The following is a 22,922-nucleotide window of genomic DNA, read 5'->3' on the forward strand; positions in this document are numbered from 1 at the left end:
CGGGGAGCCGGGGGGACGGTGATGAGATTCCTGCGGAGGCTAGGCGATTGTTCAACGATCCGACAAGGGGTCTGCGGCAGCGAACCCGCGGAGGACCGTCAGCCCTCCGCGATCTGCTGGGCATACGCCCCCGAGAGCTGGCTGCGCGAGTCCTCCAGGTAGGACAGCAGCAGCCGTTCGGCCGCCACGGCGTCACCGGCCTGCAGCGCCTCGACGATCTGCCGGTTGCGGGTCAGATACGGCGCGTGGAAACGCCGGGGGTCGTCCATGACGTGGAAGACCAGCCGGAGTTCGGCCAGCACCCCGCGCATCAGCTCGTCGGTGCGGGGGCTGCCGGCCAGCGCCACAATCGCCTGATGAAAGCGGATATTTGCGGTCGAAAGGTCCTGCCAGGACCGGTTCCCGGACGCGGTCTCACCGGCCCGCACCGCCGCCTCGATCGCGTCGACGGCCGCCACCGTCTCCTCGCCGTAGGGCCCCTCCCCCAGGCCGCGCACCGCCGCGCATTCCACCAGCGTGCGCACCCGGTAGATGTCGTCCAGGTCCTCGACGGTCACCATGCGCACGAACACCCCGCGGTTGAGCTGGTGCACCAGCAGCCGCTCGTGGGTGAGCAGCCGGAAGGCCTCCCGCAGCGTGTTGCGCGAGACCCCCAGCGCGCCGCCGATGCTCTCCTCGGAGAGGCGGACGCCGGGCGGGAAGTAGCCCTCCATGATCCGGTCACGCAGGATGTCGGCGACCCGCTCGGCCGTGCTGGAGCGGCCGAGCAGGGCGCGGTCCGTCTCCAGGCCCGAGATCTCGGCGAGCCGCCGCTGATCGTTCTTCGCCACTCCGCCGGCCATTTCGCTCCCCGCTCTCGCCCTGCTCCGGGCGGTGCGTGCACGATGGGCCCGCCCGGGTGTCGTGTGCGGAAGTCAATCCCAGATGGGAGAACGAAACAACACACCTCTTGTCGGATCGTTGAACGATCGCTACGTTGGCCTCAACGCCGGTCGGCCCGAGTGCCCTCGGGGGAGAGTCACTACGGATACGGGCCGGCCGGCCCTGACCCGCACGCTCCGCCCCGCCCGTATCAGGGCCGCCCCGGCATGCCCGCAGCACGCGGTACGCACAGCCGGACACCGGCGGACCGGCCCCCGAGCACTTCTGGAACGGACACACATGAGCGACGCGGTGACCCCTCCCGTCATCGACCTCAACGCCGACCTCGGGGAAGGCTTCGGCCGCTGGCAGCTCACCGACGACGCTGCCCTGTTGTCCGTCGTCACCAGTGCCAACGTCGCCTGCGGCTTCCACGCCGGCGACCCGTCCACCATGCGGCGGGTGTGCGAACTGGCCGCCGAGCGCGGTGTGGTCATCGGCGCCCAGGTCTCCTACCGCGACCTGGCGGGCTTCGGCCGCCGGGCGATGGACGTGCCACCGGACGAGCTGGCCGACGAAATCACCTACCAGATCGGCGCGTTGGAAGTCTTCGCACGCGCCGCCGGGACAGCCGTCGGCTACGTCAAACCGCACGGCGCGCTCTACAACCGCTGTGTGCGGGACGAGGAGCAGGCGGGCGCCGTCATCGACGGCATCCGCGCCGCGGGCGGCGGCCTGCCGGTCCTCGGACTGCCCGGCTCCCGGCTCCACGAGGCGGCACTCGCCGCCCAACTACCCGTCGTCGGCGAGGCGTTCGCCGACCGCGCCTACACCGCCGAGGGCACCCTCGTATCGCGGCGCGAGCCCGGCGCCGTGCTCCACGACCCTGACGAGGTCGTCACACGCGCCCTCGGCATGGCCCGCGACCGCACCGTCACCTCCCTCGACGGCCGGCCCGTCGACATCGCGGCCCGCTCCCTGTGTCTGCACGGCGACACCCCCGGCGCCGCCGCGCTGGCCCGGCGGGTGCGGTCCGAACTGACCGCGGCCGGCGTCCGCGTGCGGAGCTTCGTATGAGGCCGCTGCCCGTGGGGGAACACGGGCTGCTCATCGAACTGGACACGGCGCAGGAGGTCGAGGCGCTGCACGCCGAACTGCTGCGGCGCGCCGCCGACGGCACGCTGCCACCGGTGCGCGAGATCGTGCCGGCCGCGCGCACCGTGCTGCTCGACGGGCTCGCCGATCCGCGCGGGCTCACCGCCGAACTCGCCACCTGGCACATCCCCGAACTGACCACCGTCGACCGCCCCACCGTCGAGATCCCGGTCCGTTACGACGGCCCTGACCTCGCCGATGTCGCCGCGCTGTGGGGCGTCACCCCCGACGAGGTGATCCGCCTGCACTCCGGCTCCGCCTTCCACGTCGCCTTCTGCGGCTTCGCCCCCGGCTTCGGCTATCTCACCGGGCTGCCCGAAGCGCTGCACGTCCCCCGCCGGGACACCCCGCGCACCAAGGTTCCGGTCGGCTCGGTCGCCCTGGCCGGTCCGTACACCGGCGTCTACCCGCGCTCCTCCCCCGGCGGCTGGCAGCTCATCGGCACCACCGACACCGTGCTCTGGGATCCGCAGCGCGAACCGGCGGCGCTGCTCGCACCCGGCACCCGCGTCCGCTTCCTCCCCCAGGACCTCCGGGACTCCGGCGCCGGCTCCCCCGCCGGAACCCCGGCGACCTCCCGCAGCAAGGAGCGGCCCCGATGACCGACCGCGCCTTCTCGGTCGTCCGCGCCGGTGCGCTCACCACCGTCCAGGACCTCGGCAGGCCCGGCCACGCGCACCTCGGGGTGCCGCGCGCCGGTGCCCTCGACGAACCCGCCCACCGGCTCGCCAACCGTCTCGTCGGCAACCCGGAGGGGGCCGCCACCCTGGAGACGACCCTGACCGGCTGCGCGCTGCGGGTCCGTTCGGCGACCACTGTCGCCGTGACCGGCGCCCCCTGCCCCGTGACCGTCGACGGCGCTCCCGCACCCTGGGGCGCCCCGGTGCACGTCCCGGCGGGCGCGGTCCTGGACGCCGGGCCCGCCACCCACGGACTGCGCAGCTATCTCGCCCTCGGCGGCGGCATCGACACCGAACCGGTGCTGGGCAGCCGCGCCGCCGACCTGCTCTCCGGCCTCGGTTCCGATCCGCTGACGGACGGCGCGGTGCTCCCGTTGGGCCCTGTGCACGGCCCGGCCGGCGCCGCCGATGCGGTGCCGCACCCCGGGCCGGTTGCGGAGCTGGTGCTCCCCTTCCTCCCCGGCCCCCGCGACGACTGGTTCAGCGATCACGGCCTGCGCACCCTGGCCACCGGCCGCTTCCGGGTCTCCCCGGCGAGCAACCGGATCGGCCTGCGCACCGAAGGCCCCCCGCTGGAGCGCGCCCTGTCCGGTGAACTCCCCAGTGAGGGAATGCCGTTGGGCGCCCTCCAGGTGCCCCCGAACGGCCTGCCGGTGCTCTTCCTGCACGACCACCCCACGACCGGCGGCTATCCGGTCATCGGTGTCGTCCCCGAGCGCCATCTGGCCCCGGCCGCCCAGGCCGTGCCGGGGACCCCGGTCAGGTTCCTGCCCGCGGGGCGCACCGGACGGTGAGGCCGCGCGCGGGAACCTAGCCGTCGGCCGGGCGCCCGTACCCGCCGCCGCCCGGCGTGCGCAGCACCAGTACATCGTCCACACCGACCTCCGCGGCGTCGCAGCCGCGCAGGGATTCCACCGAACCGTCCGCGCGAGCCACGGAGTTGACGCCCGTCGCGCCGGGCGCGCCGCCCGCCATGCCGTACGGCGCGACCCTGCGGTGGTTGGTCAGCAGGGCGATGGTCATCGGCTCCAGGAAGCGCAGCCGGCGTTCGACGCCGCAGCCGCCGTGCCACCGGCCGGCGCCGCCGCTGCCGGCCCGGATGGCGAAGCTGTCGACGCGGACGGGGTAGCGCCATTCCAGCACTTCGGGGTCGGTGAGCCGGGAGTTGGTCATATGGGTCTGCACGGCGTCCGCGCCGTCGAAGCCGTCGCCCGCGCCCGAGCCGCTGGCGACCGTCTCGTAGTACTGCACCCGGTCGTTGCCGAAGGTGAGGTTGTTCATGGTGCCCGAGCCCTCGGCCTGGATTCCCAGCGCGGCGTACAGCGCGCCGGTGACGGCCTGCGAGGTCTCCACATTGCCCGCGACGGTGGCCGCCGGGAAGGCGGGCGCCAGCATCGAGCCCTCCGGGATGCGGACCTCGACGGGCTTGAGGCAGCCGCTGTTGAGCGGGATGTCCTCGGCGACCAGGGTGCGGAAGACATAGAGGACCGCGGCCATCACCACCGAGCTGGGCGCGTTGGCGTTGCCGGGCTGCTGGGGCGAGGTGCCGGCGAAGTCCAGCACCGCGCTGCGGGCCGTGCGGTCGACGGTGAGGGCGACCCGGATCTCCGCGCCGCTGTCGGTCTCGTAGCGGCAGGAGCCGTCCGCCAGCCCGGCGATGATCCGGCGTACGGACTCCTCGGCGTTGTCCTGGACGTGCCCCATGTAGGCGCGGACGACATCGAGCCCGAACTGGTCCGTCATCCGCCGGAGTTCGTGGATGCCCTTCTCGTTGGCGGCGATCTGGGCGCGCAGATCGGCGATGTTGGCATCGGGGGCGCGGGAGGGATACGGGCCGGACGCGAGGAGTTCGCGGGTCTCCTGCTCGCGGAGTTCGCCGTCGCGCACCAGCAGCCAGTTGTCGAAGAGGATGCCCTCCTCCTGGATCGTGGTGCTGAAGGCGGGCATCGAGCCCGGGGTGATGCCGCCGATCTCGGCGTGGTGCCCGCGCGAGGCCACCAGGAACAGCAATTCGGGGGCCGGGTCCGCGGAGCCCGTCCCGCCGTCCCCCGGCTGCTGCGCGAAGACGGGGGTGACGACGGTGACGTCCGGCAGATGCGTACCACCGTGGTACGGGTCGTTGACGGCGTACACATCGCCCGGCCGCATCGCGCCACGGCGCCGCCCCAGCACCTCCTTGATCGACTCGCCCATCGAGCCCAGGTGCACGGGAATGTGCGGGGCGTTGGCGATCAGGTTGCCGTCGGCGTCGAAGAGCGCGCAGGAGAAGTCGAGGCGTTCCTTGATGTTGACCGAGTGCGCGGTGTTCTCCAGGCGGACGCCCATCTGCTCGGCGATCGCCATGAAGAGGCTGTTGAACACCTCCAGCATCACCGGGTCGGCCTCGGTACCGACCGCCACCCCGCCGTTACGTGACTCCACCCGGGTCAGCAGCAGCGACCCGCCCTCGCCGACGGCCGCCTGCCAGCCCGGATCGAGGACCGTCGTCGCGTCGTCCTCGGCGATGATCGCCGGACCGTTGAGGGTGTCACCGGGATTCAGGTCCGTCCGCCGGTAGAGCCCGGTGTCACGGCGGCCGCCCCGCGTGTACATCCGCACCGTCGACACCGGCCGCAGCTCCCCTTCCCGGCGCCGGGAGCCGACCTCGTGGCCGGCGGCGCCGCCCGCCGCGCCGAGCGCCTCGACCGACACCGCCTCCGCCACCAGCGGCTTGTCCATGGTGAAGGCGTAGCGGGTGTGGTGGGCCCGGACGAATTCCGCCGCCATCGCGTCCCCGTCGGCCAGTGGCACGCCGATGGTGGAGTCCGTCCCCGCGTAGCGGACCAGCACCCGTGCGTGGGTGCTGATGCTCTCCTGCGGCACCCCGTCGTCGAGGAGTTCGCGCCGGGCCCGGTCGGCCAGCGTGTCGCACACCTCCCGCAGCCGCTCCATCGCCCCGGCATCGGCGAACTCCGCCTCGACGGCCTGCTCGCGCATCGCGGTGGCGTCGGCGACCCCGATGCCGTACGCGGAGAGCACCCCGGCCAGCGGCGGGACGAGCACCGTGCCGATGCCCAGTGCGTCGGCGACCGCGCAGGCGTGCTGGCCGCCCGCGCCGCCGAAGCTGGTGAGGGCGTAGCGGGTGATGTCATGGCCGCGCTGCACGGAGATCTTCTTGACCGCGTTGGCCATGTTGAGCACCGCGATGTCCAGGAATCCGGCGGCGACCTCCTCGGGGCCGCGGTCGTCACCCGCCTCGGCCGCCGCGCGCCGGGCCAGCTCCGCGAAGCGGGTGCGTACGACGTCGGCGTCCAGCGGCTGGTCGCCGTCCGGGCCGAAGACCGCGGGGAAGTGGCCGGGCTGGATCCGCCCCAGCATCACGTTCGCGTCGGTGACGGTCAGCGGTCCGCCCCCGCGGTAGCAGGCGGGGCCGGGGACGGCGCCCGCCGAGTCGGGACCGACGGTGTAGCGGCGGCCGTCGAAGTGCAGCACCGAGCCGCCGCCCGCGGCGACGGTGTGGATGTTCATCATCGGGGCGCGCATCCGCACCCCGGCGACCTCGCTGCCGAAGACCCGCTCGAACTCGCCCGCGTAGTGCGACACATCGGTGGACGTACCGCCCATGTCGAAGCCGATCACCCGGTCGTGGCCGGCACCGGCCTCGGCGGCCGCGCGGACCATGCCGACGACCCCGCCCGCGGGCCCCGACAGCACCGCGTCCTTCCCCCGGAAGTGCGCCGCCTGCCGCAGTCCGCCGTTGGACTGCATGAACATCAGCCGGATGCCGGGGAGTTGGGCCGCGATGTCGTCGACGTACCGGCCGAGGATCGGCGAGAGATAGGCGTCGACGACGGTGGTGTCACCGCGCGGCACCAGCTTCATCAGCGGGCTGACCTCGTGCGAGCAGCTCACCTGGGTGAAACCGGCCGCTTCGGCCAGCGCGGCGACCGCCTTTTCGTGGCCGTCGTGGCGGTAGCCGTGCATCAGCACGACGGCGGCGCTGCGCAGCCCGTCGGCGCGGGCCCGGACCAGTGCCGCGCGGACCGCGTCACGATCCAGCGGCCGGACCGTCGTGCCGTCCGCGCCGATCCGCTCCGGAACCTCGATCACCCGGTCGTACAGCGCCTCGGGCAGCACGATCCGCCGGTCGAAGATCCGCGGCCGGTTCTGGTAGGCGATGCGCAGCGCGTCCCGGAAGCCCTCGGTGATGAGCAGCACGATCGGCTCGCCCTCGCGTTCCAGCAGGGCGTTGGTGGCGACCGTCGTCCCCATCCGCACGACGGACACCCGCTCGGCGGGCACCGCCTCGCCGGGGCCGAGCTCCAGCATCATGCGGATACCGGCCACCGCCGCGTCCCGGTAGCGCCCGGGGTCGTGCGACAGCAGCTTGGCGGTGGCCAGCCGCCCGTCCGGCCGTCGGCCGATGACATCCGTGAACGTGCCGCCACGGTCGATCCAGAACTCCCAGCGTCCCGTCATCCGGCCATTGTCGCAGCGCCCTTCCGGTCTGCCGGGGCGTCGAACACGCCCCGCGCGCCGCTCCCGGCGGCCGGCCGAACCGCCCGACCTCGTACGCCCATCGCCCGGCGGACGACGGGGCTCGGCCTGTCGTCACCATCCCGTCGTGCGCCCGAAGGACAGGCCTTGCGGCGTCCGGTGCATGTGAGCGCAACGCGGAGGGCCGCCCGGCACCGGGCACCCCACCAAGCCCTCTGACCTGCGCCTATAGGAAGATCGACCGGAATGACGGGGCTCCCGGCCTGCGCAAGGACCGCTTGCCACGGCCCCTGATCGGCGTTCCGCCGACGCCCCTGGAGCCGGCCCCCGGCCCTCCGATCGAAGGAGGAGAAGGGCAGGTCGCCGCCCCAGGCCGGGCGCCACGGCGGGGCCGCAAGAGGGGGGAGGGAGTGCGCGGGCGCCTGCGTCCCGCCCTCTCGGCCGTATGGCGGCGGGGATCAACCTCCGTATACGCCCGGCGAGTTCGGGGCGAGGACGGCGCGGCACCAGGGGCCTGCCGGAAATCGGGCCGACGGGCTGCCCTGCCCGGCCGTCTCACACCGCCGAGGCGTCCGGTCCGAATCTGCTGCGGACGGCCGTCTGGACCTCGGCCTCCTCGGCCGGGTCCGCGGCGAGGCGGCGGAGTTGTTCGACGACCCGGGCGTCGCCGGTGGCGGCATGCCGGGCGGCCAGCTCGCGAGTGGTCTCCTCGCAGTCCCAGAGGCATTCGACGGCGAACCCGGCGGCGAACCCGGGATCGGTGGCGGCGAGCGCGCCGGCGGCCCGGCCGCGAAGGTGCGAGGAGGACGTCTCGCGGTAGATGTGGCGGAGTACGGGAGCGGCACAGGCGACGCCGAGCCGTCCGGCGCCGTCGACCAGCTCCCAGAGGCCACCCGCGTCCGGCCCGTCCTCGCGCACGGTCCTGCGCAGCGCGGCCAGCACCAGCTCGCTGTCCCGCTGCGTGCCGCGCCGGGCGAGCATCGCGGCGGCGGAGGCGCCCAGGCGGTCGTCGCGCCGGGCCCAGACCCGGGCACGGGCGACGGCGCTGACGCTGCGCATCCGCTCGAAGGAGGCCAGCGCGGCGGCGACCAGCGGCTCCGATGCCAAGGGGTCGACCGCTACGGCCTCGATCAGGCCGAGGACATCCGGGTCGCCGCGTTCGGCGAGGTGGTGCAGGGCGGCGGCACGTGCGGCGTCCGGGCCGCCGTGGGCGGCCGCGAGCAGCTCAGGGCGGTCTTCGGGGGCGGCGACCGCTGCCAGGCAGCGGGCGGCGGCGATGTGCCGGTGCTCCTCGGGGTGCAGGTCCAGGCCCTGCTGTGCCCATGCCAGGACCTCGGTCACGCTCCAGCCGGGGCGCGGCCCACGGGGCCGCAGCTGACGTTGCCAGCGGTCGAAGGAGCCCTGTTCGCCGGCGGCGGCCACCCGCGCTCCGTAGCGGGGATCCTCCGCCCACAGGCGCCAGGGCCGGGGCTCGAAGGCGTCCCGGACGGCCGCGGCCAGCTCGGCCTCGCCCTCCTCGGTCTCGGGGAAGCGGGCGAGGACGGCGGGGGCGAGGGTCAGCAGCCCGGCGTCGTCGTCCCGCAGCGCCAGCTCGTCGAGGGCCCAGCGCCAGTTGCTGCCCGCCGCCGCATAGCTGCGCAGCAGCAGGCGCGCGGCGTCCCGCCCGTAGGAGGCGAGGTGGCCGAGTACGGCGAGGGCCAGGCCGGTGCGCTCCTCACAGGTGTCGATGCGGTCGTCGGGGTGGAAGAGGTGGCATTCGATCTCTTCGAGGCCGCCGTCGAGCTGCATGTAGAGGCGCGCGTAGTAGAGGGAGCGGTTCTCCACCTGCCAGTCGCGCCGGGCATCCCGCAGCACACTGCTGTTCAGTGCCGCGAGCGCCTCGGCCCGCGGCGCCGCGAGGGCATGCAGGGTCCCGTCGCCGCGGCCTCGCTGAAGGAGGCCGAGGAGGGTGCCACTGGGCGCTATGTCTGGATCGAACATGAGGTCAGCATCCGGTGCGGGGGGCAGGCTGGCAACGGGATTTCCGCTGACCGGCATTCTTGCCGGTGACCGCGGGCCGTATGCGTCGTTCCCACCATGGATCGGCAGGACATGACAGCTGCACGGCGGGCGCAGCCTAGCCTGGAAGCTGTCATTCCGCCGACTCACCCCGGGGTTGCCCCAGGAAGGCCTGCGGCATATGCCAGATGCACCACCGTATCGGGTAATGCCAAATCCCTTACGGACGGTCGCAGCCTGTGCAACAGTCGTCACCGGCCCTTCTGTCAGACCTGGCCCTTGGCGCCGCCTGATCACGGAGTACGTCATGCCGTCCCCTCTCTTCGCGGACCACCCAGCCGACCGGCCACCCGAGCGCGACTCGGTCGAGGCACTCATCACGCAGGCCCGCCGCCTGCGCGGTGGCCTCGACGCGGTGCGCCGGGAGTCGTCGGTGGACACCGATGTCGTCACCGACCCGCAGCTGCGCTGGCAGCGGGCCCTGTGCGACCTCGCCGTCCACCACCTCGACGACCTCGACGGCCACCTCGACCAGCTGAGAGAAGGCCTGCCCGACGACGTCCGGACCGACGCGGCCGACGACGCCGCGGAAGCCGACCTGCCGGTGGCACCCCCGGAGCCCGCGCCGCACGAACGCGGTGCACTGCTGCGCCGGGTGGGCAGCGCCGAGTGGAATCTGCTGACCGACGAGGCGAGTTGGTCCGACGAGCTGTTCGCGATGTTCGGCCGGGACCCGTCCGACGGCCCGCTGACCCTCGACGAACTCCCGTCCCTGGTCTTCGACGAGGACCAGGAGGGTCTGGCCGTCATGGTCACCGACTGCCTGGTGGACGGCCGGCCGATCGACGGCGAATTCCGCATCGTGCGTCCCGACGGCAGCATCCGTACCGTGCACATGGTGGGCGAGCCGGTGCTCGACACCGACGGCAGCACCGCCTGCATGTGGGCCGTGCTACGGGACGTGAGCGAGCTGCGCCGCAGCCAGCAGGCGGTGCGCGACACCCGTGACTCCCTGCAACGCCAACGGCAGATCGCGCAGACCGAGCACCGTGTGGCGGTCGAATTGCAGGAGGCCGTGCTGCCTCCGTGGCGCGCTTCCCTGCAGTTCCCGCAGGGCGGCCCCGCGGCCCTCGATCTCGCCGGGCGCTACCTCCCCGCCGGCACCAGCGCCCTGATCGGCGGCGACTGGTATGACGCCCTGCAACTCCCCTGCGGCAAGACGCTGTTGAGCGCCGGCGATCTCACCGGCCATGGTGTCGCGGCCACGTCGGGCATGGCCATGCTGCTCGGCGCGCTGCGCGGGATGGCGGTCGCGGGACAGCCCCCGGGCCCGCTGATGGGCTTCCTCAACCAGCTTCTGGACACCAGCGCGCAGCCGGCCCTGGGCAGCGCGGTGTGCTGCCGCTTCGACCCCGCCACCCGCACGCTGGAGTGGGCCCAGGCCGGTCACCCCGCACCGCTGCTCTTCCGCGGCGGCACGGGGCGCGCGCTCGATCCACCCGAGGGCGTCCTGCTCGGAGCGACCACGGGCGCGGCATACACCCAGCGCACCGAGCAGCTGGAGCCCGGCGATCTGCTCGTCCTGCACACCGACGGACTCGCACCGCGCCGCACCCACGCCCCGGACTCCGGCCACGAGGGCGCCGAGCGCCTCCTCGCCCTGGCACCGCGGTTCGCCGCGGCCCGTAGCGCACAGGACAGCGTCCGTGTGGTCGTCGAGGAGTTCGGCAGTGCCGAGCGGGAGGCCGACGCATGTGTGCTGATCGCCAGGATCGGCGACTGACACCGACAGGACGGGCCGACTGAGTCAGCGGCCAAGAGCCGTTTTCCGATGGTGCGTTGGCGCCCCGGCGTGCCGCGCCGCGGCGCCCTCTGGCTCCGGCGGAGACCCTGACCTCTGTCGGTCCGCCCTCGGTCGGTCCGCCGGGGTTCTGGACGCTCCCGGGGCTCCGGTCACAGCGTGAAATTGTCTCCCAGCGCCGATCGCAGGCCCGGGTCAATCCCTGGCGCCTTGCTCTTGGTCTTCGCTTTCGGCAGGACATGCTGGATCTCCTCACGCAGGTCCTGGATCTTGGCGTGGGTTGCGTACTGACCGGTGAGCCGGAACATCTCGCGCAGCCGGTCCCAGGTGCGGTGGGAGGAGTTCTCGGAGATGGACACCAGCGCCAACCGGGCATAGCGGTCGGCCTGTTCGGGGTCGTCCCCGATGAAGCAGGCCGACGCCATCGAGATGTAGTCGAAGATCTGCGACCGCTGCCGGCCGTTCTCCCGCAGCCGGAGCGCCCGCTTGGCGTGCTGCTGGGCGATCCTGGCCGCCGACGGGTCGTGGTCGGCGAGCGTACGGAACGCCAGGGCCTGCATACCGTGCAGATCGGCCTCGTCGAACATCTGCATCCAACTGGGCGGGGGCACATCGCCCTTGTCGGAGACGAAGAGTTCCTCCGCCTCGCCCAGGGTGCGGCGCATCGCCTGGCCCTGGCCCTTGGAGGCCTGCGCCCAGGCCTCGATGGTGTGCAGCATGGCCCGGGTGCGGGGCAGGGTCTGCTCCCCGGAACCGGACTTGGCCAGCTTCATCAGGTCGAGCGCGTCGTCCGGGCGGCCCAGGTGGACCATCTGGCGGGCGGCGCGGGAGAGCGCCTCCCCGGCGCGCGGCCGGTCGCCGCCCTCGCGCGCCGCGTGGGCGGCGATGATGAAGTACTTCTGCGCGGTGGGCTCCAGGCCCACGTCGTGGGACATCCAGCCGGCCAGCACCGCGAGGTTGGCCGCCACCCCCCACAACCTGCGCTGCAGATGGTCGGGGTGGCGGTAGGCCAGCATGCCGCCGACCTCGTTGAGCTGGCCGACCACGGCCTTGCGCTGCAGTCCGCCGCCGCGGGCGGCGTCCCAGGCGCGGAACACCTCGACCGAGTGCTCCAGCGCATCGATCTCCTGCGACCCGACGGGGGCCGCTTCGTAGCGGTCGAGGCCGATCTGGTCGAGTTCGTCGAGGGAGTCGGCGGCGAACGCGTCGCCGTGCAGGGATTCAGCTGTGGGGGCCGGGTCGGTGTGGAGCCAGTCGTACATGGCGCCGGTGAGTGCGGAGCCCGCGGCGAGCGCCGCGCCCGCGCCCACCAAGCCGCGTCGGTTGAGCATGAGGTCCATTCCCGTGAATTCCGTGAGGACCGCTGCGGTCCGCTCGGGTGCCCACGGCAGACCGTCCATGGCCTGCCGTTTCCCCGAGCGACCGGTTCTTGCGAACCCGAGGTCCTCGATGGTTACGACACGGCCGAGTCGCTCGGTGAACAGGGATGCCAGGACCTTGGGCACCGGATCTCTCGGGGTCTCCCCCATGTCGATCCAGCGCCGCACCCGCGAGGTGTCGGTCGCCAGCTGCGGATGGCCCATGGCCGCCGCCTGCCGATTGACCAGCCTCGCCAGCTCGCCCTTGGACCAGCCCGCCAGACCGAAAAGGTCCGCGAGTCGGGTGTTCGGCTCCCTGTCCACGTCAAGCCCCCAGGTTCCTCGACTGATTGCGACATTAACGGCCCGTGACGTGCGCTGCGACCATTCGCCAGGGTTCGCCAGGGTGCGCCAGATGGTCTGCCACCCGCGCCCGCATGTTCTGTAGGTGTGCAGCCCCCGGCCCGGTGGCTGGGACCGCATTCCCCAGGGTGCGCGCCCTTCACAGGGACCCTGGATCGGCCTCCTGCACGGGGCAGTTCAAGGGTTCTCCACCACCGGGCCGGGGAGCGCACGCAACTCGTCGGCGCACGAAGGGATCTGTCTCACCCATGTATGCAGCATCGTCCGCCGTGACCACACCCACCCGGCCGTACCGCCCGCACCCCTCCGGCAGCGGGCCGTATCTCGATCCCTCACCCGCCGCGGGGGCGATCTCCGGGCTCCCCGGCGGTCGCACCCGGCGGGCGCAGGGGATGGGCAGCCAACCGCTCAGCGGGAGACTCGACTTGTCCGGCCCTCAGGGCGCTCAGCTGCGCGCCGCGGTCGCCTCGGTGCACCGCATCTGTCCGGAGTTCAACCCGGTCCAGGTGCTGCGCCGCAGTGGCAAGTCCGTGATCCTCGTGGGCACGACAGGGCGTACGACCGCAGTGGCCAAGTGTTTACTGGATACTTCGCCCGCGTGGTCGGAGCGGTTCCGGCAGGAAATAGTGGCTTACCGCGCGTTCGTCCGACACCGTCCACCGGTGCGGGTGCCGCGGCTGGTCGCCGCCGATCCCGACAACTGCACGCTGGTCGTGGAGCGCATGCCGGGCCGGGTCGCGGCCGTGGCGCGGCATCCGTCCGAGGCGCCTCCCCGCGCGGACGTACGGGCCGCGCTCGGCGCGATCTGCCGGATCAACCTCTGGCGCCCGCCGGCCGGGCTGTTCGACGCCCCGCTGGACTACCCCACGCGGATCGGCCGCTACCACGACCTGGGGCTGCTCACCGACCGGGACCTGGGCGACCTGCAGAAGCTGATGCACGGCCTGTCGCACACCCAGGGCCAGTTCTGTCATGGCGACGCCCTGCTCAACAACGTCCTGCTCTCGCCGGCAGGACCGGTTCTGCTGGACTGGGACAGCGCGGGCTGGTACCTGCCGGGCTACGACCTGGCGACGCTGTGGTCGGTGCTCGGCGACGCCCCGGTGGCCCGCCGTCAGATCAGCCAGCTCGCCCAGTCGGCGGGACCGGCTTCGCGGGACGCCTTCCTGGTGAACCTGATGCTGGTGCTCACCCGCGAGATCCGGCGTTACGAAACCGCGGTCCAGCGGACCATGCGCGAACCCACGCCGACGGGCACACCGGGTCCGGGACAACCCGGCATGCCCACGGCGGGCGAGGAGCAGCGGCTGCTCCTGCGCCGGCTGCACGACGACTGCCAGATGGCACGCCGTGCGGTGCGGGCGGCGGTCGGCACGCGCTGACCGCCGAGTTCAAGGGGGGATTGTGAGCGGCGCGCCCGTCCAGGGCACGCCGCTCACCCATGTGCCGGGACCGCGCCCGCCTCTTCGCGCGGCGCCCGCATCGGCGTAGGCCTTCGGGTGCGCGCCACCCCGCCATTGCGCCATTCCCCGGCCCGGTCATTGGTCCATTCCGCTGACGCCCCGCAGGCCCGGCGCCCGGCCGGGAAGGCTCCTTGGAAACTCCCCTGACATGCGAAATCCCGGTCTGCCGGGGTGATTGACGGAACGTCGGCGAACGGGTACGCCTAAGTCCGACCCCCATCGCCCGGACAGGACCCAAGCCGGACAGGGGCTCCAGAGTCCGGTTCCGACCCGCATGGCCGTTTGCGCACCCACCGTCATACCGTCCCGGCTCGGGCCGGCTTCGAGGAGGCTGTTTTGCGAGGATCCGCCCCGGAAGACGTCAAGAGAACCCCCCGCTCCGCCCTGCGCAGGTCCGCCACCGCCGTCGCCGCCGCCGCGCTGCTGCTGCCGCTGGTTTCGGCCGCGCCGTCAGCGGGCGCCGGGCAGCCCGGCCCCGACGCGCTGCAGCGCGCCTTCACCGACGCCGCGGCGCGCTTCCACGTACCGCGCAGCGTGCTGCTCGGTGTCTCCTATCTGGAGTCCCGCTGGGACGGTCACAGCGGCGCACCGAGCGTCTCCGGCGGCTACGGCCCGATGCATCTCACCGACGCCCGCACGGCCCTGTCCTCGGTGGTTCAGGAGTTCAGCGGGGCGGGCGAGGACCCCCGCGGGGACAGCTCCCGTGCCCGCAGGACGGTGCACGCCGACCGGGCGAAGCCGACCGTCCCGGCCGAACTCCCCGCGCGGCTGCGGACGTTGCCCTTGGCTGCGAAGCTGACCGGACTGCCGGCCGCGAAGCTGCGCACGGATCCCGCGGCGAATGTGCTCGGTGGTGCGGCGCTGCTGGCCGCCGAGCAGCGCAAGCTGGGTCTCGGCACGAGCGCCGACCCGGCGAAGTGGTACGCGGCGGTGGCGCACTACGCGGGCGAGGACGACACGAAGGGCGGCGCCGTCTTCGCCGACGAGGTGTACGACGTGATGCGCAGCGGTCAGGCGCGGACGACCGATGCCGGGCAGCGGGTGACGCTCGCCGCGGCGCCGGGGCTGACCGCCGACAGCGCGCAGGCGAAACGTATCGGCAAGGGCGCCACCGCGGGCCGGGCGGCCACGGCGGGGCAGGCGACCCGGCCGGAGTGCCCTTCGAGCGTCGCCTGCGAGTCGGTCCCGGCGCCGTACGAGGAGTTCGGTGACGGCGATTACGGCAACCACGACAAGGCGGACCGCCCCAGGGACCAGCGGGTCGACGCGATCGTCATCCACGACACCGAGGGGTCCTGGGAGACGTCGCTGAGGCTGGTCCAGGACCCCACGTATGTGTCGTGGCATTACACGATCCGGTCCTCCGACGGTCTGATCGCCCAGCATGTGCCGACCAAGGACGTCGCCTGGCACGCGGGAAACTGGTACATCAACTCGCACTCCGTCGGCATCGAGCACGAGGGCTTCCTGGCCGCTCCCGACGCCTGGTACACCGAGGCGATGTACCGCACGTCGGCCCGGCTGGTGAGGTATCTGAGCCACAAGTACGACGTGCCGCTGGACCGGCAGCACATCCTGGGCCACGACAATGTGCCGGGCACCACGACCGCCACCATCGGGGGCATGCATACCGACCCCGGCCCCTACTGGGACTGGGACCACTACTTCAAGCTGCTGGGTGAGCCCTTCGTCCGCGACGCGGGGCCCTGGGGCGGCCTGGTCACCATCCGTCCCGACTACGACGCGAACAAGCCGGTCTACACCGACTGCGAGAAGGCCGGCACGACCTGCGCACCGCACGGTTCGGCCGCGGTCCGGCTGCACACCGCGCCGCGCGAGGACGCGCCCCTGGTGTCCGACATCGGGCAGAGCCCGGACGGTCACGCCGCCACGACCGGCGTGAACGACACCGGGGCCCGCGCCACGACGGGCCAGCAGTACGCGGTGGCCGGCCGCTCCGGCGACTGGACGGCCATCTGGTATCTCGGGCAGAAGGCCTGGTTCCACAACCCGGACGACGAGCCGACGGCCGTGGACACCGAGGGGCTGATCGCCACCCCGAAGCGCGGCAGGGCCGATATCCCGGTCTACGGCCGTGCGTACCCGGAGAAGGCCGCCTACCCGGCGGGCGTGCCGGTCCAGGACGTCTCGCCGCTGCCGTACAAGCTGGCCGCGGGCCAGAAGTACGCCATCGGCGAGCGGATGCGGGGCGAGTACTTCTACGCCCCGACCTTCGACGTCAGCAAGCACACGGTCGTCCGCGGCAAGGACGTCTACTACGAGATCCAGCTCGGGCACCGGGTCGGATATGTGCGGGCGGCCGATGTGAACGTCCGGAGCTCGGACTCCTAGGGCAGCTCCTCGGGCAGGTAGCGGCATGCGTCGCGCCCGGTGAACGGTTCGTGCCGTTCACCGGGCGCGACGCATGTCCGCTCCGCTGCTCAGGCCTGCTGGAACAGCTCCGCCGGGAGGGGCTTGAGCAGGGCGTAGAGGTCGTCCGTGATCGGCCGGTCCCAGCTGGCGATGGTGACCAGGACGCCGTCGCTGCGGTCGAACTGCGCGCAGGAGATGCGGCTCTCGGAGCACTTGATCCGCTTGACGATCAGCAGGTTGTCCTCGTGCATCACCGGGGTGTCCTCGCTCTCGACGACCACCACCGGTTCGTCGTTGCCGAGCGCCGCGAGCAGCTGCGCGACCTCGAAGGGCACCTCGTCCTCTTCGAGCTCGCGGGCCGGTGAGCCCTCCGGCAGATTGCCGATGATCATCGCGGGGCCGCGGCCGCCGAACAGGTCGTAGCGGAGGAAGACGCCCTGGCAGGTGCCGTCGGGAGCGGGCAGCAGCCCGGCTCCGAGGTTGCCCGGCCAGTCCCCGGGGTCCATGGCGAGGACGTCGAAGTCAGGCCCGGCGGGCGTGGCTGCGCTGCGGCGGCGGAGGAAGGACATGCCGCCATCGTACGTGGCCCCGCCGCGCGCGCCGCGCCGACGTCTTCGCCGGTGGCGGGCGATGCGCGGCGGCGGGGCGGGCACCGCGCGACACGGGCTCCGGTGCCGGGTGCTCAGCCGCGGCCGGCGAGCGCGGTGAGGTGCCGGAGCGCCTCCTCGGCTGCTTCGTGCGGCACGAAGAGATGGTCGTGGTGGTAGCCGGCGACGACGTTGCAGCTGAGTCCGGCGGCGGCCAGCTCGCCGGAGACGGCGGCGGTCAGTCCGACGGCGTCCAGCGCCGAGTGCACCCGCAGCGTGATCCAGCCGGCGACGTAGTCGTAGGCCAGGCCCGCCCGGTCGGCCTCCTCCTGGCGCACGACGAGGGTGACGCCCTCCTGCTCGGCGACGGTGACCACGGGCGTGAGGCCCTCGGGGAGGGGCCCCGGCACGGTCGTGAACACATAGCGGCCCTCATGGAGCTCGGGACGCATACCGGTCAGCAGCTTTCGCAGATCGTTCTCTCCCGCCATGCTCCCACTTTACGGCGGCCCGCAGCCCGCGCACGGTGGCGGCCGGCGCCCCGGCATGCCCCGTCTTGTCCCGTCCCGCCCCGTTCCGGAAGAAGAGAACCCAGGTTGTCGCAGATCCCGCCGCGCTCTCCGGCCGTCCTCAACCTCTGGAAGGCGGGCCTGCGTTCGGTGCCCGAAGGCGCCCGGCGGCGGGCCGGCCTGGAAGTTCTGATCCTCGCCGGCAACCGGCTCACCGAGATGCCGCCCGCGCTCGGCCGGCTCCCCCGCCTGCACACCCTCGACCTCGGGCACAACGCGCTGACCGGGGTGCCCGGCACACTCGGCGAGCTGCCTGCTCTGACGCGCTACCTCTCTCTCCACGACAACCGGATCACCGCGCTGCCGGACGCGCGGGGCGGACTGGACCGGCTCGGCTGTCTCAACATCGGCGAGAACCCGCTCGGCCGGCTCCCGGTGACGCTCGGCGCGATGGCCGGACTGGTTGAACTGCGTGCCCAGAGTGCTCAGTGGGAAGTCCTGCCCGATTCTCTGGGGCGCCTCGTCCGGCTGCGGGAGCTGTGGCTGGGCGGCAACGCGCTGACGGAGCTGCCGGCGACCGTGTGCGCGCTGCGCGAACTGCGGGTCCTGGAGCTGCGGAACAACGCACTGCCGGGCGTTCCCGAGGCGCTGCGGGAGCTGCCGCTGCTGCGCAGGGCCGACCTGCGGGGCAACGGGATCGGTGAACTGCCGTGGTGGGTCGCGAGGCTGCCGTCCCTGGTGAAGCTGGATCTGCGGTGGAACGCGGTGCCCGACACGGCGCCGGCCGTCCGGGAGCTGCGGCGGGAGGGGCTGCGTGGTGCTGACGTGAGGAGGTGCCACAGACCCTGGGGGCTGGGCCTCGGTGGCGGAGTACGCCCGGACGCCGCCCCGGCCCGGTGCGGACGCCCCCGCCGGATGAGGCCGCCGCGGCCCCGCGCGGACGCACGGGGCCGCCGTCCGGTCAGCCGGCCGGGGGTTCGGTACCGACCAGCCACATGGAGAAGAACTGCGCGCCGCCGCCGTAGGCGTGCCCCAGGGCCTTGCGTGCGCCGTCGACCTGGTGGGCGCCGGCCTGTCCGCGTACCTGGAGGGCGGCCTCGGCGAAGCGGAGCATGCCGGAGGCGCCGATGGGGTTGGTGGACAGGACGCCGCCGGAGGGGTTGACGGGGAGGTCGCCGTCGAGTTCGGTGACGCCGGATTCGGTGAGCTTCCAGCCCTCGCCCTCTTCGGCGAAGCCCAGGTTCTCCAGCCACATCGGCTCGTACCAGCTGAAGGGGACGTACATCTCGACCGCGTCGATCTCCCGGCGCGGGTCGGTGATGCCGGCCTGGTGGTAGACGTCGGCCGCGCAGTCCTTGCCGGCCTGCGGGGAGACGAAGTCCTTGCCGGCGAAGAGGGTCGGCTCGCTGCGCATCGCCCCGCCGTGCACCCAGGCGGGCGGATGCGGTGCGCGCGCGGCGCCGGCGCGGTCGGTGAGGATCATCGCGCAGGCGCCGTCGGAGGACGGGCAGGTCTCGGAGTAGCGGATCGGGTCCCAGAGCATCGGGGAGGCCTGCACCTTTTCCAGGGTGAGGTCCTTTTCGTGGAGGTGGGCGTAGGGGTTCTTCAGGGCGTTGCGGCGGTCCTTGTAGGCGACGAGGGAGCCGACGGTGTCGGGGGCGCCGGTGCGCCGCATGTACGCGCGGACGTGCGGCGCGAAGAAGCCGCCCGCGCCGGCCAGCAGCGGCTGCTGGAAGGGGATCGGCAGGGACAGGCCCCACATGGCGTTGGATTCGGACTGCTTCTCGAAGGCGAGGGTGAGAACGGTGCCGTGGACCCGGGCGGCGACGAGATGGGCGGCGACCAGGGCGGTGGAGCCGCCGACCGATCCCGCGGTGTGCACCCGCAGCATCGGCTTGCCGACGGCACCCAGCGCGTCGGCGAGATACAGCTCCGGCATCATCACCCCCTCGAAGAAGTCGGGGGCCTTCCCGATCACCACGGCGTCGATGTCCGGCCAGTCCAACTGCGCGTCGTCCAGGGCGCGTCGGGCGGCCTCGCGGACGAGTCCGGCGAGCGAGACATCGCGGCGGGCCGCGACGTGTGCGGTCTGGCCGATGCCGACCACGGCCACCGGCTCGCGTGCGCTCGCTGCCTTGCTCATGACTCACCCTCCAGTACGGCGACCAGGTTCTGCTGCAGGCACGGGCCCGAGGTGGCGTGCGCGAGGGCACGGTCGGATTCGCCGCGCTGGATGCGTGCGGCGGCCTCTCCGAGCCGGATCAGCCCGGTGGCCATGACGGGATTGGCGGCCAGCGCGCCGCCCGACGGGTTGATCCGTACGGCGGAGTCGCCGGAGCCGAGGTCCAGGGCGCGGCGCAGCACCACCTCCTGCGAGGTGAAGGGGGCGTGCAGCTCCGCGGTGTCGACGGGGGCGTCGAAGAGTCCGGCGCGTTCGGCGGCGAGCCGGGTGGAGGGCGAGGCGGTGAGGTCGCGGACGCCGAGGCTGTGCGCCTCGATGCGGTGATCCAGGCCGCGGATCCAGGCGGGGCGGTCGGTGAGGCGGCGGGCGGTGTCCCCGGCGGCGAGGATGACGGCGGCCGCGCCGTCGCTGACGGGCGGGCAGTCGCCGGTGCGCAGGGGGGCCACGACGGTGCCGTCGGCCGGGGCGGTGCCGCGCAGGGGGGCGTGCGGGTTGGTCCGGGCGTCGGCGCGGCTGCGGGCCGCGATCCGTGCCAGTGCGGCTTCGTCGGTGTGTCCCGCGTCGATCAGCGCCTGGGCCTGGAGGGCGGCGAGCGCGACGGAGTCGGGCCACAGCGGGGCGACGTAGTAGGGGTCGAGCTGCCGGGTGAGGACCTCGCGGACGTCGCCGGGCGAGGACTTGCCGTACGCGTAGACCAGCGCGGTGTCGGCCTCGCCGGTGAGGATCTTCACCCAGGCCTCGTACAGTGCCCAGGCGCCGTCCATCTCGACATGGGATTCGGAGATCGGGGGCCAGGCGCCGACGCCGTCCAGCGCCATGGTGAAGGAGAAGGCGCGCCCGGCGAGGTAGTCGGAGGAGCCGGAGCAGGTGAAGTCGATGTCGCTGGTCTTGAGGCCGGTCTGCGCCAGGACGTCGTGCAGGACCGGCATCAGCATCTCGACCTCGGAGGTTTCCGCGCTGTCGCGGACGTGGTCGCTCTGGCCGAAGGCGACGATGGCCACCTCGCGCAGCGGAGCGGGCGCCGGACCGCCGCTCGGACCATGCGTCAGATCGCGCATCAGATCAGCTCCTTGTAGCGGTCGTAGTCGGCGTCGGGTTCGCCGGTGGGCCGGTAGTGGTCGGGGAAGCGGCCGTCCTCGCTCCAGACGGGTTCCACCCGCAGGCCCATCCGCACCTGGTCGTAGGGGATGCCGGCGATGCGTGCGTGCAGGGCCAGATCGGCTCCGTCCAGGGCGATATGGGCGTAGACGTAGGGGACCTCGATGTCGAGATTCCGGGCCTTGATGTTGACGATGCAGTAGGTGGTGACGGTGCCGCGGGGGCCGACCTCGACCTGGGTGTCGGTGGCGACGCCGCAGGTGGGGCAGGCGCCGCGGGGCGGCACGTACACCTTGCGGCAGGCGGGGCAGCGCTCCCCGATGATCCGGTGTTCCGCGAGCGAGGCGAGATAGCGGGACTGGGCGCGGCCGGGCGCGTAGGTGTAGTCGAGGCGGGCGGGTGCGGTGATGCCGGTGACGGCGTCCGCGAACTCGCCGCTGTGCGAGGGGGTTTCGCCGCCGAAGGACGCTCCGTCGTGGGGCTCGAAGCAGGCGATGTCGGTGATCGCGCCGGTGCGTTCGGCGGCCCAGCGGATGCGGACCCGCATGCCGGTGTGCACGGCGTCCGGGCCGGGTGCGTCCAGCGCGTGCAGCAGGGCGGTGTCGGCACCGTCGAGCCGGACCAGCACCCAGGCGAAGGGGGTGCCGAGCGGCTGGCCGCGGCGCGGCCGCGGGTTCCACGCCCAGGTGGTGACGGTGCCGGTCGCGGCGACCTCGACCAGGTCCCGGATCTCCTCGGCGGTGACCGGGTCGTATTCGGCGGGCGGTACGACGACCCGGCCGTCGCTCGCCCTGACCCCGAGCACGGTCCGCTCGCGCAGTCCGGTGAGGAAGGCGCTCTGGACGGGGCCCAGGGATCGGGTGAAGGGAAATTCCACGACGAGGGGTGCGGTGAGGACCTCTGGCATACGGGACTCCGTTGGGTGTGGGGCCCTGGCCCCGTCCGGGCGGTCAGGGCCGGACAGGGCCGGGGTCTGTCGGTCGGCTCCGGCCCCGCGAGCCGCGAGCCCGGCCTGATCGACAGGGGCTGTGCGGACAGGTCCTAGGCGCGCCGGTATACGGGTGGGCGCTTCTCCGCGAAGGCCCGGGAGCCTTCCTTGGCGTCGGCGGTGCCGAAGACGGGCCAGCCGCGGGCCAGTTCGGCCGCCAGGCCGTCGGCCTCGGTCATCTGGGCGGTCTCGTACACGGATGCCTTGACGGCCTCGACCGCGAGCGGTCCGCAGGCGTTGATCCGTTCGGCGATCTCCAGCGCCGTGTCGAGTGCGGTGCCGTCGGGGACGACATGGCCGATCAGGCCGATCCGTTCGGCTTCGGGTGCCGGGTAGGGGCGGCCGGTGAGCAGCATCTCCAGGGCGTGCGTGTGCGGGATCTGGCGGGCGAGGCGCACGGTGGAGCCGCCGATGGGGAAGAGTCCGCGCCTGACCTCGAAGAGCCCGAAGGTGGCGCTCTCGCCTGCGACGCGGATGTCGGTGCCCTGCAGGATCTCGGTGCCGCCGGCGACGCAGTGCCCCTCGACGGCGGCGATCACCGGTTTGCGGGGCCGGTGATGCCGCAGCATCGCCTTCCAGTGCAGGTCGGGGTCCGCGCGCAGCCGGTCGCGGTACTGCTCACCCGCCATTCCGTCGCCGGCCAGGGCCTTGAGGTCCATGCCGGCGCAGAAGGTGCCGCCGGCGCCGGTCAGCACGACCGAGCGGATGTCGTCGTCCTCGTCGGCGGCGAGCCAGCCGTCGTACAGGCCCACCAGCATCGGCAGCGAGAGCGCGTTCTTCGCCTCCGGCCGGTTGAGTGTGAGCACCAGTGTCGCGCCGGCGCGCTCCACGGTGAGGTGTTCGGTGCCGGTGGTGCCCGTGCCGGTGCCGGCCTCACGGTGCCCTGCACCGTGCCCTTCGGGTTGTGCGGTCCCACCCATTCCGTCCTCCCGTCTCCAGACGTAGAACAGGTTGCAGTAGCCGCACACCGACTTCAAGACTCTTTCTGACACTCAGTCAGATTTCTTCGCCGTGGCCCTTCCCTGCTCCC

16 protein-coding genes and 1 pseudogene are annotated in these 22,922 nt (G+C 72.9%); 7 read left to right on the forward strand and 10 right to left on the reverse strand.

Annotation, left to right across the window (positions count from 1 at the left end; all coding sequences use genetic code 11):
• Positions 1 to 98: 98 nt before the first annotated feature.
• Positions 99 to 842, reverse strand: a complete 744-nt coding sequence (locus ACIRQ7_RS34550) for a GntR family transcriptional regulator (protein WP_404266489.1) — start codon at positions 840 to 842, stop codon at positions 99 to 101.
• Positions 843 to 1,161: 319 nt separating this feature from the next.
• Here ACIRQ7_RS34550 and ACIRQ7_RS34555 point away from each other — a divergent pair, with 319 nt between their 5' ends.
• The 3 genes from ACIRQ7_RS34555 to ACIRQ7_RS34565 are packed head-to-tail and all read left to right on the forward strand — an operon-like array spanning position 1,162 to position 3,490.
• Positions 1,162 to 1,938, forward strand: coding sequence for a LamB/YcsF family protein (locus tag ACIRQ7_RS34555; RefSeq protein ID WP_404266490.1), 777 nt, complete (start codon positions 1,162 to 1,164; stop codon positions 1,936 to 1,938).
• Positions 1,935 to 2,618, forward strand: coding sequence for a 5-oxoprolinase subunit PxpB (gene pxpB, locus ACIRQ7_RS34560; protein WP_404266491.1), 684 nt, complete (start codon positions 1,935 to 1,937; stop codon positions 2,616 to 2,618). The genes ACIRQ7_RS34555 and pxpB overlap by 4 nt, the downstream gene beginning before the upstream one ends.
• Positions 2,615 to 3,490: a biotin-dependent carboxyltransferase family protein gene (locus tag ACIRQ7_RS34565; protein WP_404266492.1), complete on the forward strand. Its 876-nt coding sequence runs from the start codon at positions 2,615 to 2,617 to the stop codon at positions 3,488 to 3,490. The genes pxpB and ACIRQ7_RS34565 overlap by 4 nt, the downstream gene beginning before the upstream one ends.
• A 16-nt stretch (positions 3,491 to 3,506) precedes the next feature.
• Here ACIRQ7_RS34565 and ACIRQ7_RS34570 read toward each other — a convergent pair whose 3' ends face one another.
• Together ACIRQ7_RS34570 and ACIRQ7_RS34575 are read right to left on the reverse strand one after the other, a co-directional pair.
• The gene (locus ACIRQ7_RS34570; protein ID WP_404266493.1) at positions 3,507 to 7,154 is read right to left on the reverse strand and encodes a hydantoinase B/oxoprolinase family protein; all 3,648 of its coding nucleotides are present in this window, start codon (positions 7,152 to 7,154) and stop codon (positions 3,507 to 3,509) included.
• A 573-nt stretch (positions 7,155 to 7,727) separates the two neighbouring features.
• Positions 7,728 to 9,152: a HEAT repeat domain-containing protein gene (locus tag ACIRQ7_RS34575; RefSeq protein WP_404266494.1), complete on the reverse strand. Its 1,425-nt coding sequence runs from the start codon at positions 9,150 to 9,152 to the stop codon at positions 7,728 to 7,730.
• A 325-nt stretch (positions 9,153 to 9,477) separates the two neighbouring features.
• Here ACIRQ7_RS34575 and ACIRQ7_RS34580 point away from each other — a divergent pair, with 325 nt between their 5' ends.
• Positions 9,478 to 10,953, forward strand: a complete 1,476-nt coding sequence (locus tag ACIRQ7_RS34580) for a PP2C family protein-serine/threonine phosphatase (RefSeq protein WP_401479269.1) — start codon at positions 9,478 to 9,480, stop codon at positions 10,951 to 10,953.
• Between the two features lie 170 nt (positions 10,954 to 11,123).
• On the opposite strand, the gene ACIRQ7_RS34585 is transcribed toward ACIRQ7_RS34580, so the two are convergent.
• Entirely contained in the window at positions 11,124 to 12,653 is a 1,530-nt protein-coding gene (locus ACIRQ7_RS34585; protein ID WP_404266495.1) for a hypothetical protein, read from the reverse strand.
• 287 nt (positions 12,654 to 12,940) lie between these two features.
• Between ACIRQ7_RS34585 and ACIRQ7_RS34590 the strand changes: the two genes are divergently transcribed.
• Positions 12,941 to 14,074 (forward strand): aminoglycoside phosphotransferase family protein, encoded by a 1,134-nt coding sequence (locus ACIRQ7_RS34590; RefSeq protein WP_404266496.1) that lies wholly within the window; start codon positions 12,941 to 12,943, stop codon positions 14,072 to 14,074.
• A 417-nt stretch (positions 14,075 to 14,491) separates the two neighbouring features.
• On the forward strand, positions 14,492 to 16,507 hold the full coding sequence (locus tag ACIRQ7_RS34595) for an N-acetylmuramoyl-L-alanine amidase (RefSeq protein ID WP_404266497.1): 2,016 nt from the start codon (positions 14,492 to 14,494) through the stop codon (positions 16,505 to 16,507).
• Positions 16,508 to 16,596: 89 nt separating this feature from the next.
• Here ACIRQ7_RS34595 and ACIRQ7_RS34600 read toward each other — a convergent pair whose 3' ends face one another.
• Positions 16,597 to 17,097, reverse strand: a complete 501-nt coding sequence (locus ACIRQ7_RS34600; protein WP_404266498.1) for a hypothetical protein — start codon at positions 17,095 to 17,097, stop codon at positions 16,597 to 16,599.
• Positions 17,098 to 17,210: 113 nt separating this feature from the next.
• On the reverse strand, positions 17,211 to 17,606 hold the full coding sequence (locus tag ACIRQ7_RS34605; RefSeq protein WP_404266499.1) for an ACT domain-containing protein: 396 nt from the start codon (positions 17,604 to 17,606) through the stop codon (positions 17,211 to 17,213).
• A 237-nt stretch (positions 17,607 to 17,843) separates the two neighbouring features.
• Here ACIRQ7_RS34605 and ACIRQ7_RS34610 point away from each other — a divergent pair.
• Positions 17,844 to 18,263, forward strand: a pseudogene (locus ACIRQ7_RS34610) (leucine-rich repeat domain-containing protein); the annotation flags it as partial.
• Positions 18,264 to 18,585: 322 nt separating this feature from the next.
• On the opposite strand, the gene ACIRQ7_RS34615 reads toward ACIRQ7_RS34610, so the two are convergent.
• From ACIRQ7_RS34615 to ACIRQ7_RS34630, 4 genes are all read right to left on the reverse strand, one after another.
• Complete coding sequence (locus tag ACIRQ7_RS34615) at positions 18,586 to 19,767, reverse strand: thiolase domain-containing protein (protein ID WP_404266500.1); 1,182 nt, start codon at positions 19,765 to 19,767, stop codon at positions 18,586 to 18,588.
• Entirely contained in the window at positions 19,764 to 20,864 is a 1,101-nt protein-coding gene (locus ACIRQ7_RS34620; RefSeq protein ID WP_404266501.1) for a thiolase domain-containing protein, read from the reverse strand. Before ACIRQ7_RS34620 ends, ACIRQ7_RS34615 begins: the two co-directional genes overlap by 4 nt.
• A complete protein-coding gene (locus tag ACIRQ7_RS34625; RefSeq protein WP_404266502.1) occupies positions 20,864 to 21,811 on the reverse strand; it encodes a Zn-ribbon domain-containing OB-fold protein in 948 nt (315 codons plus the stop codon). Before ACIRQ7_RS34625 ends, ACIRQ7_RS34620 begins: the two co-directional genes overlap by 1 nt.
• Before the next feature lie 134 nt (positions 21,812 to 21,945).
• Positions 21,946 to 22,869, reverse strand: coding sequence for a crotonase/enoyl-CoA hydratase family protein (locus tag ACIRQ7_RS34630; protein WP_404266531.1), 924 nt, complete (start codon positions 22,867 to 22,869; stop codon positions 21,946 to 21,948).
• Positions 22,870 to 22,922 lie beyond the last annotated feature (53 nt).

Source organism: Streptomyces sp. NPDC101393, assembly GCF_044767385.1.
Lineage (GTDB): Bacteria > Actinomycetota > Actinomycetes > Streptomycetales > Streptomycetaceae > Streptomyces.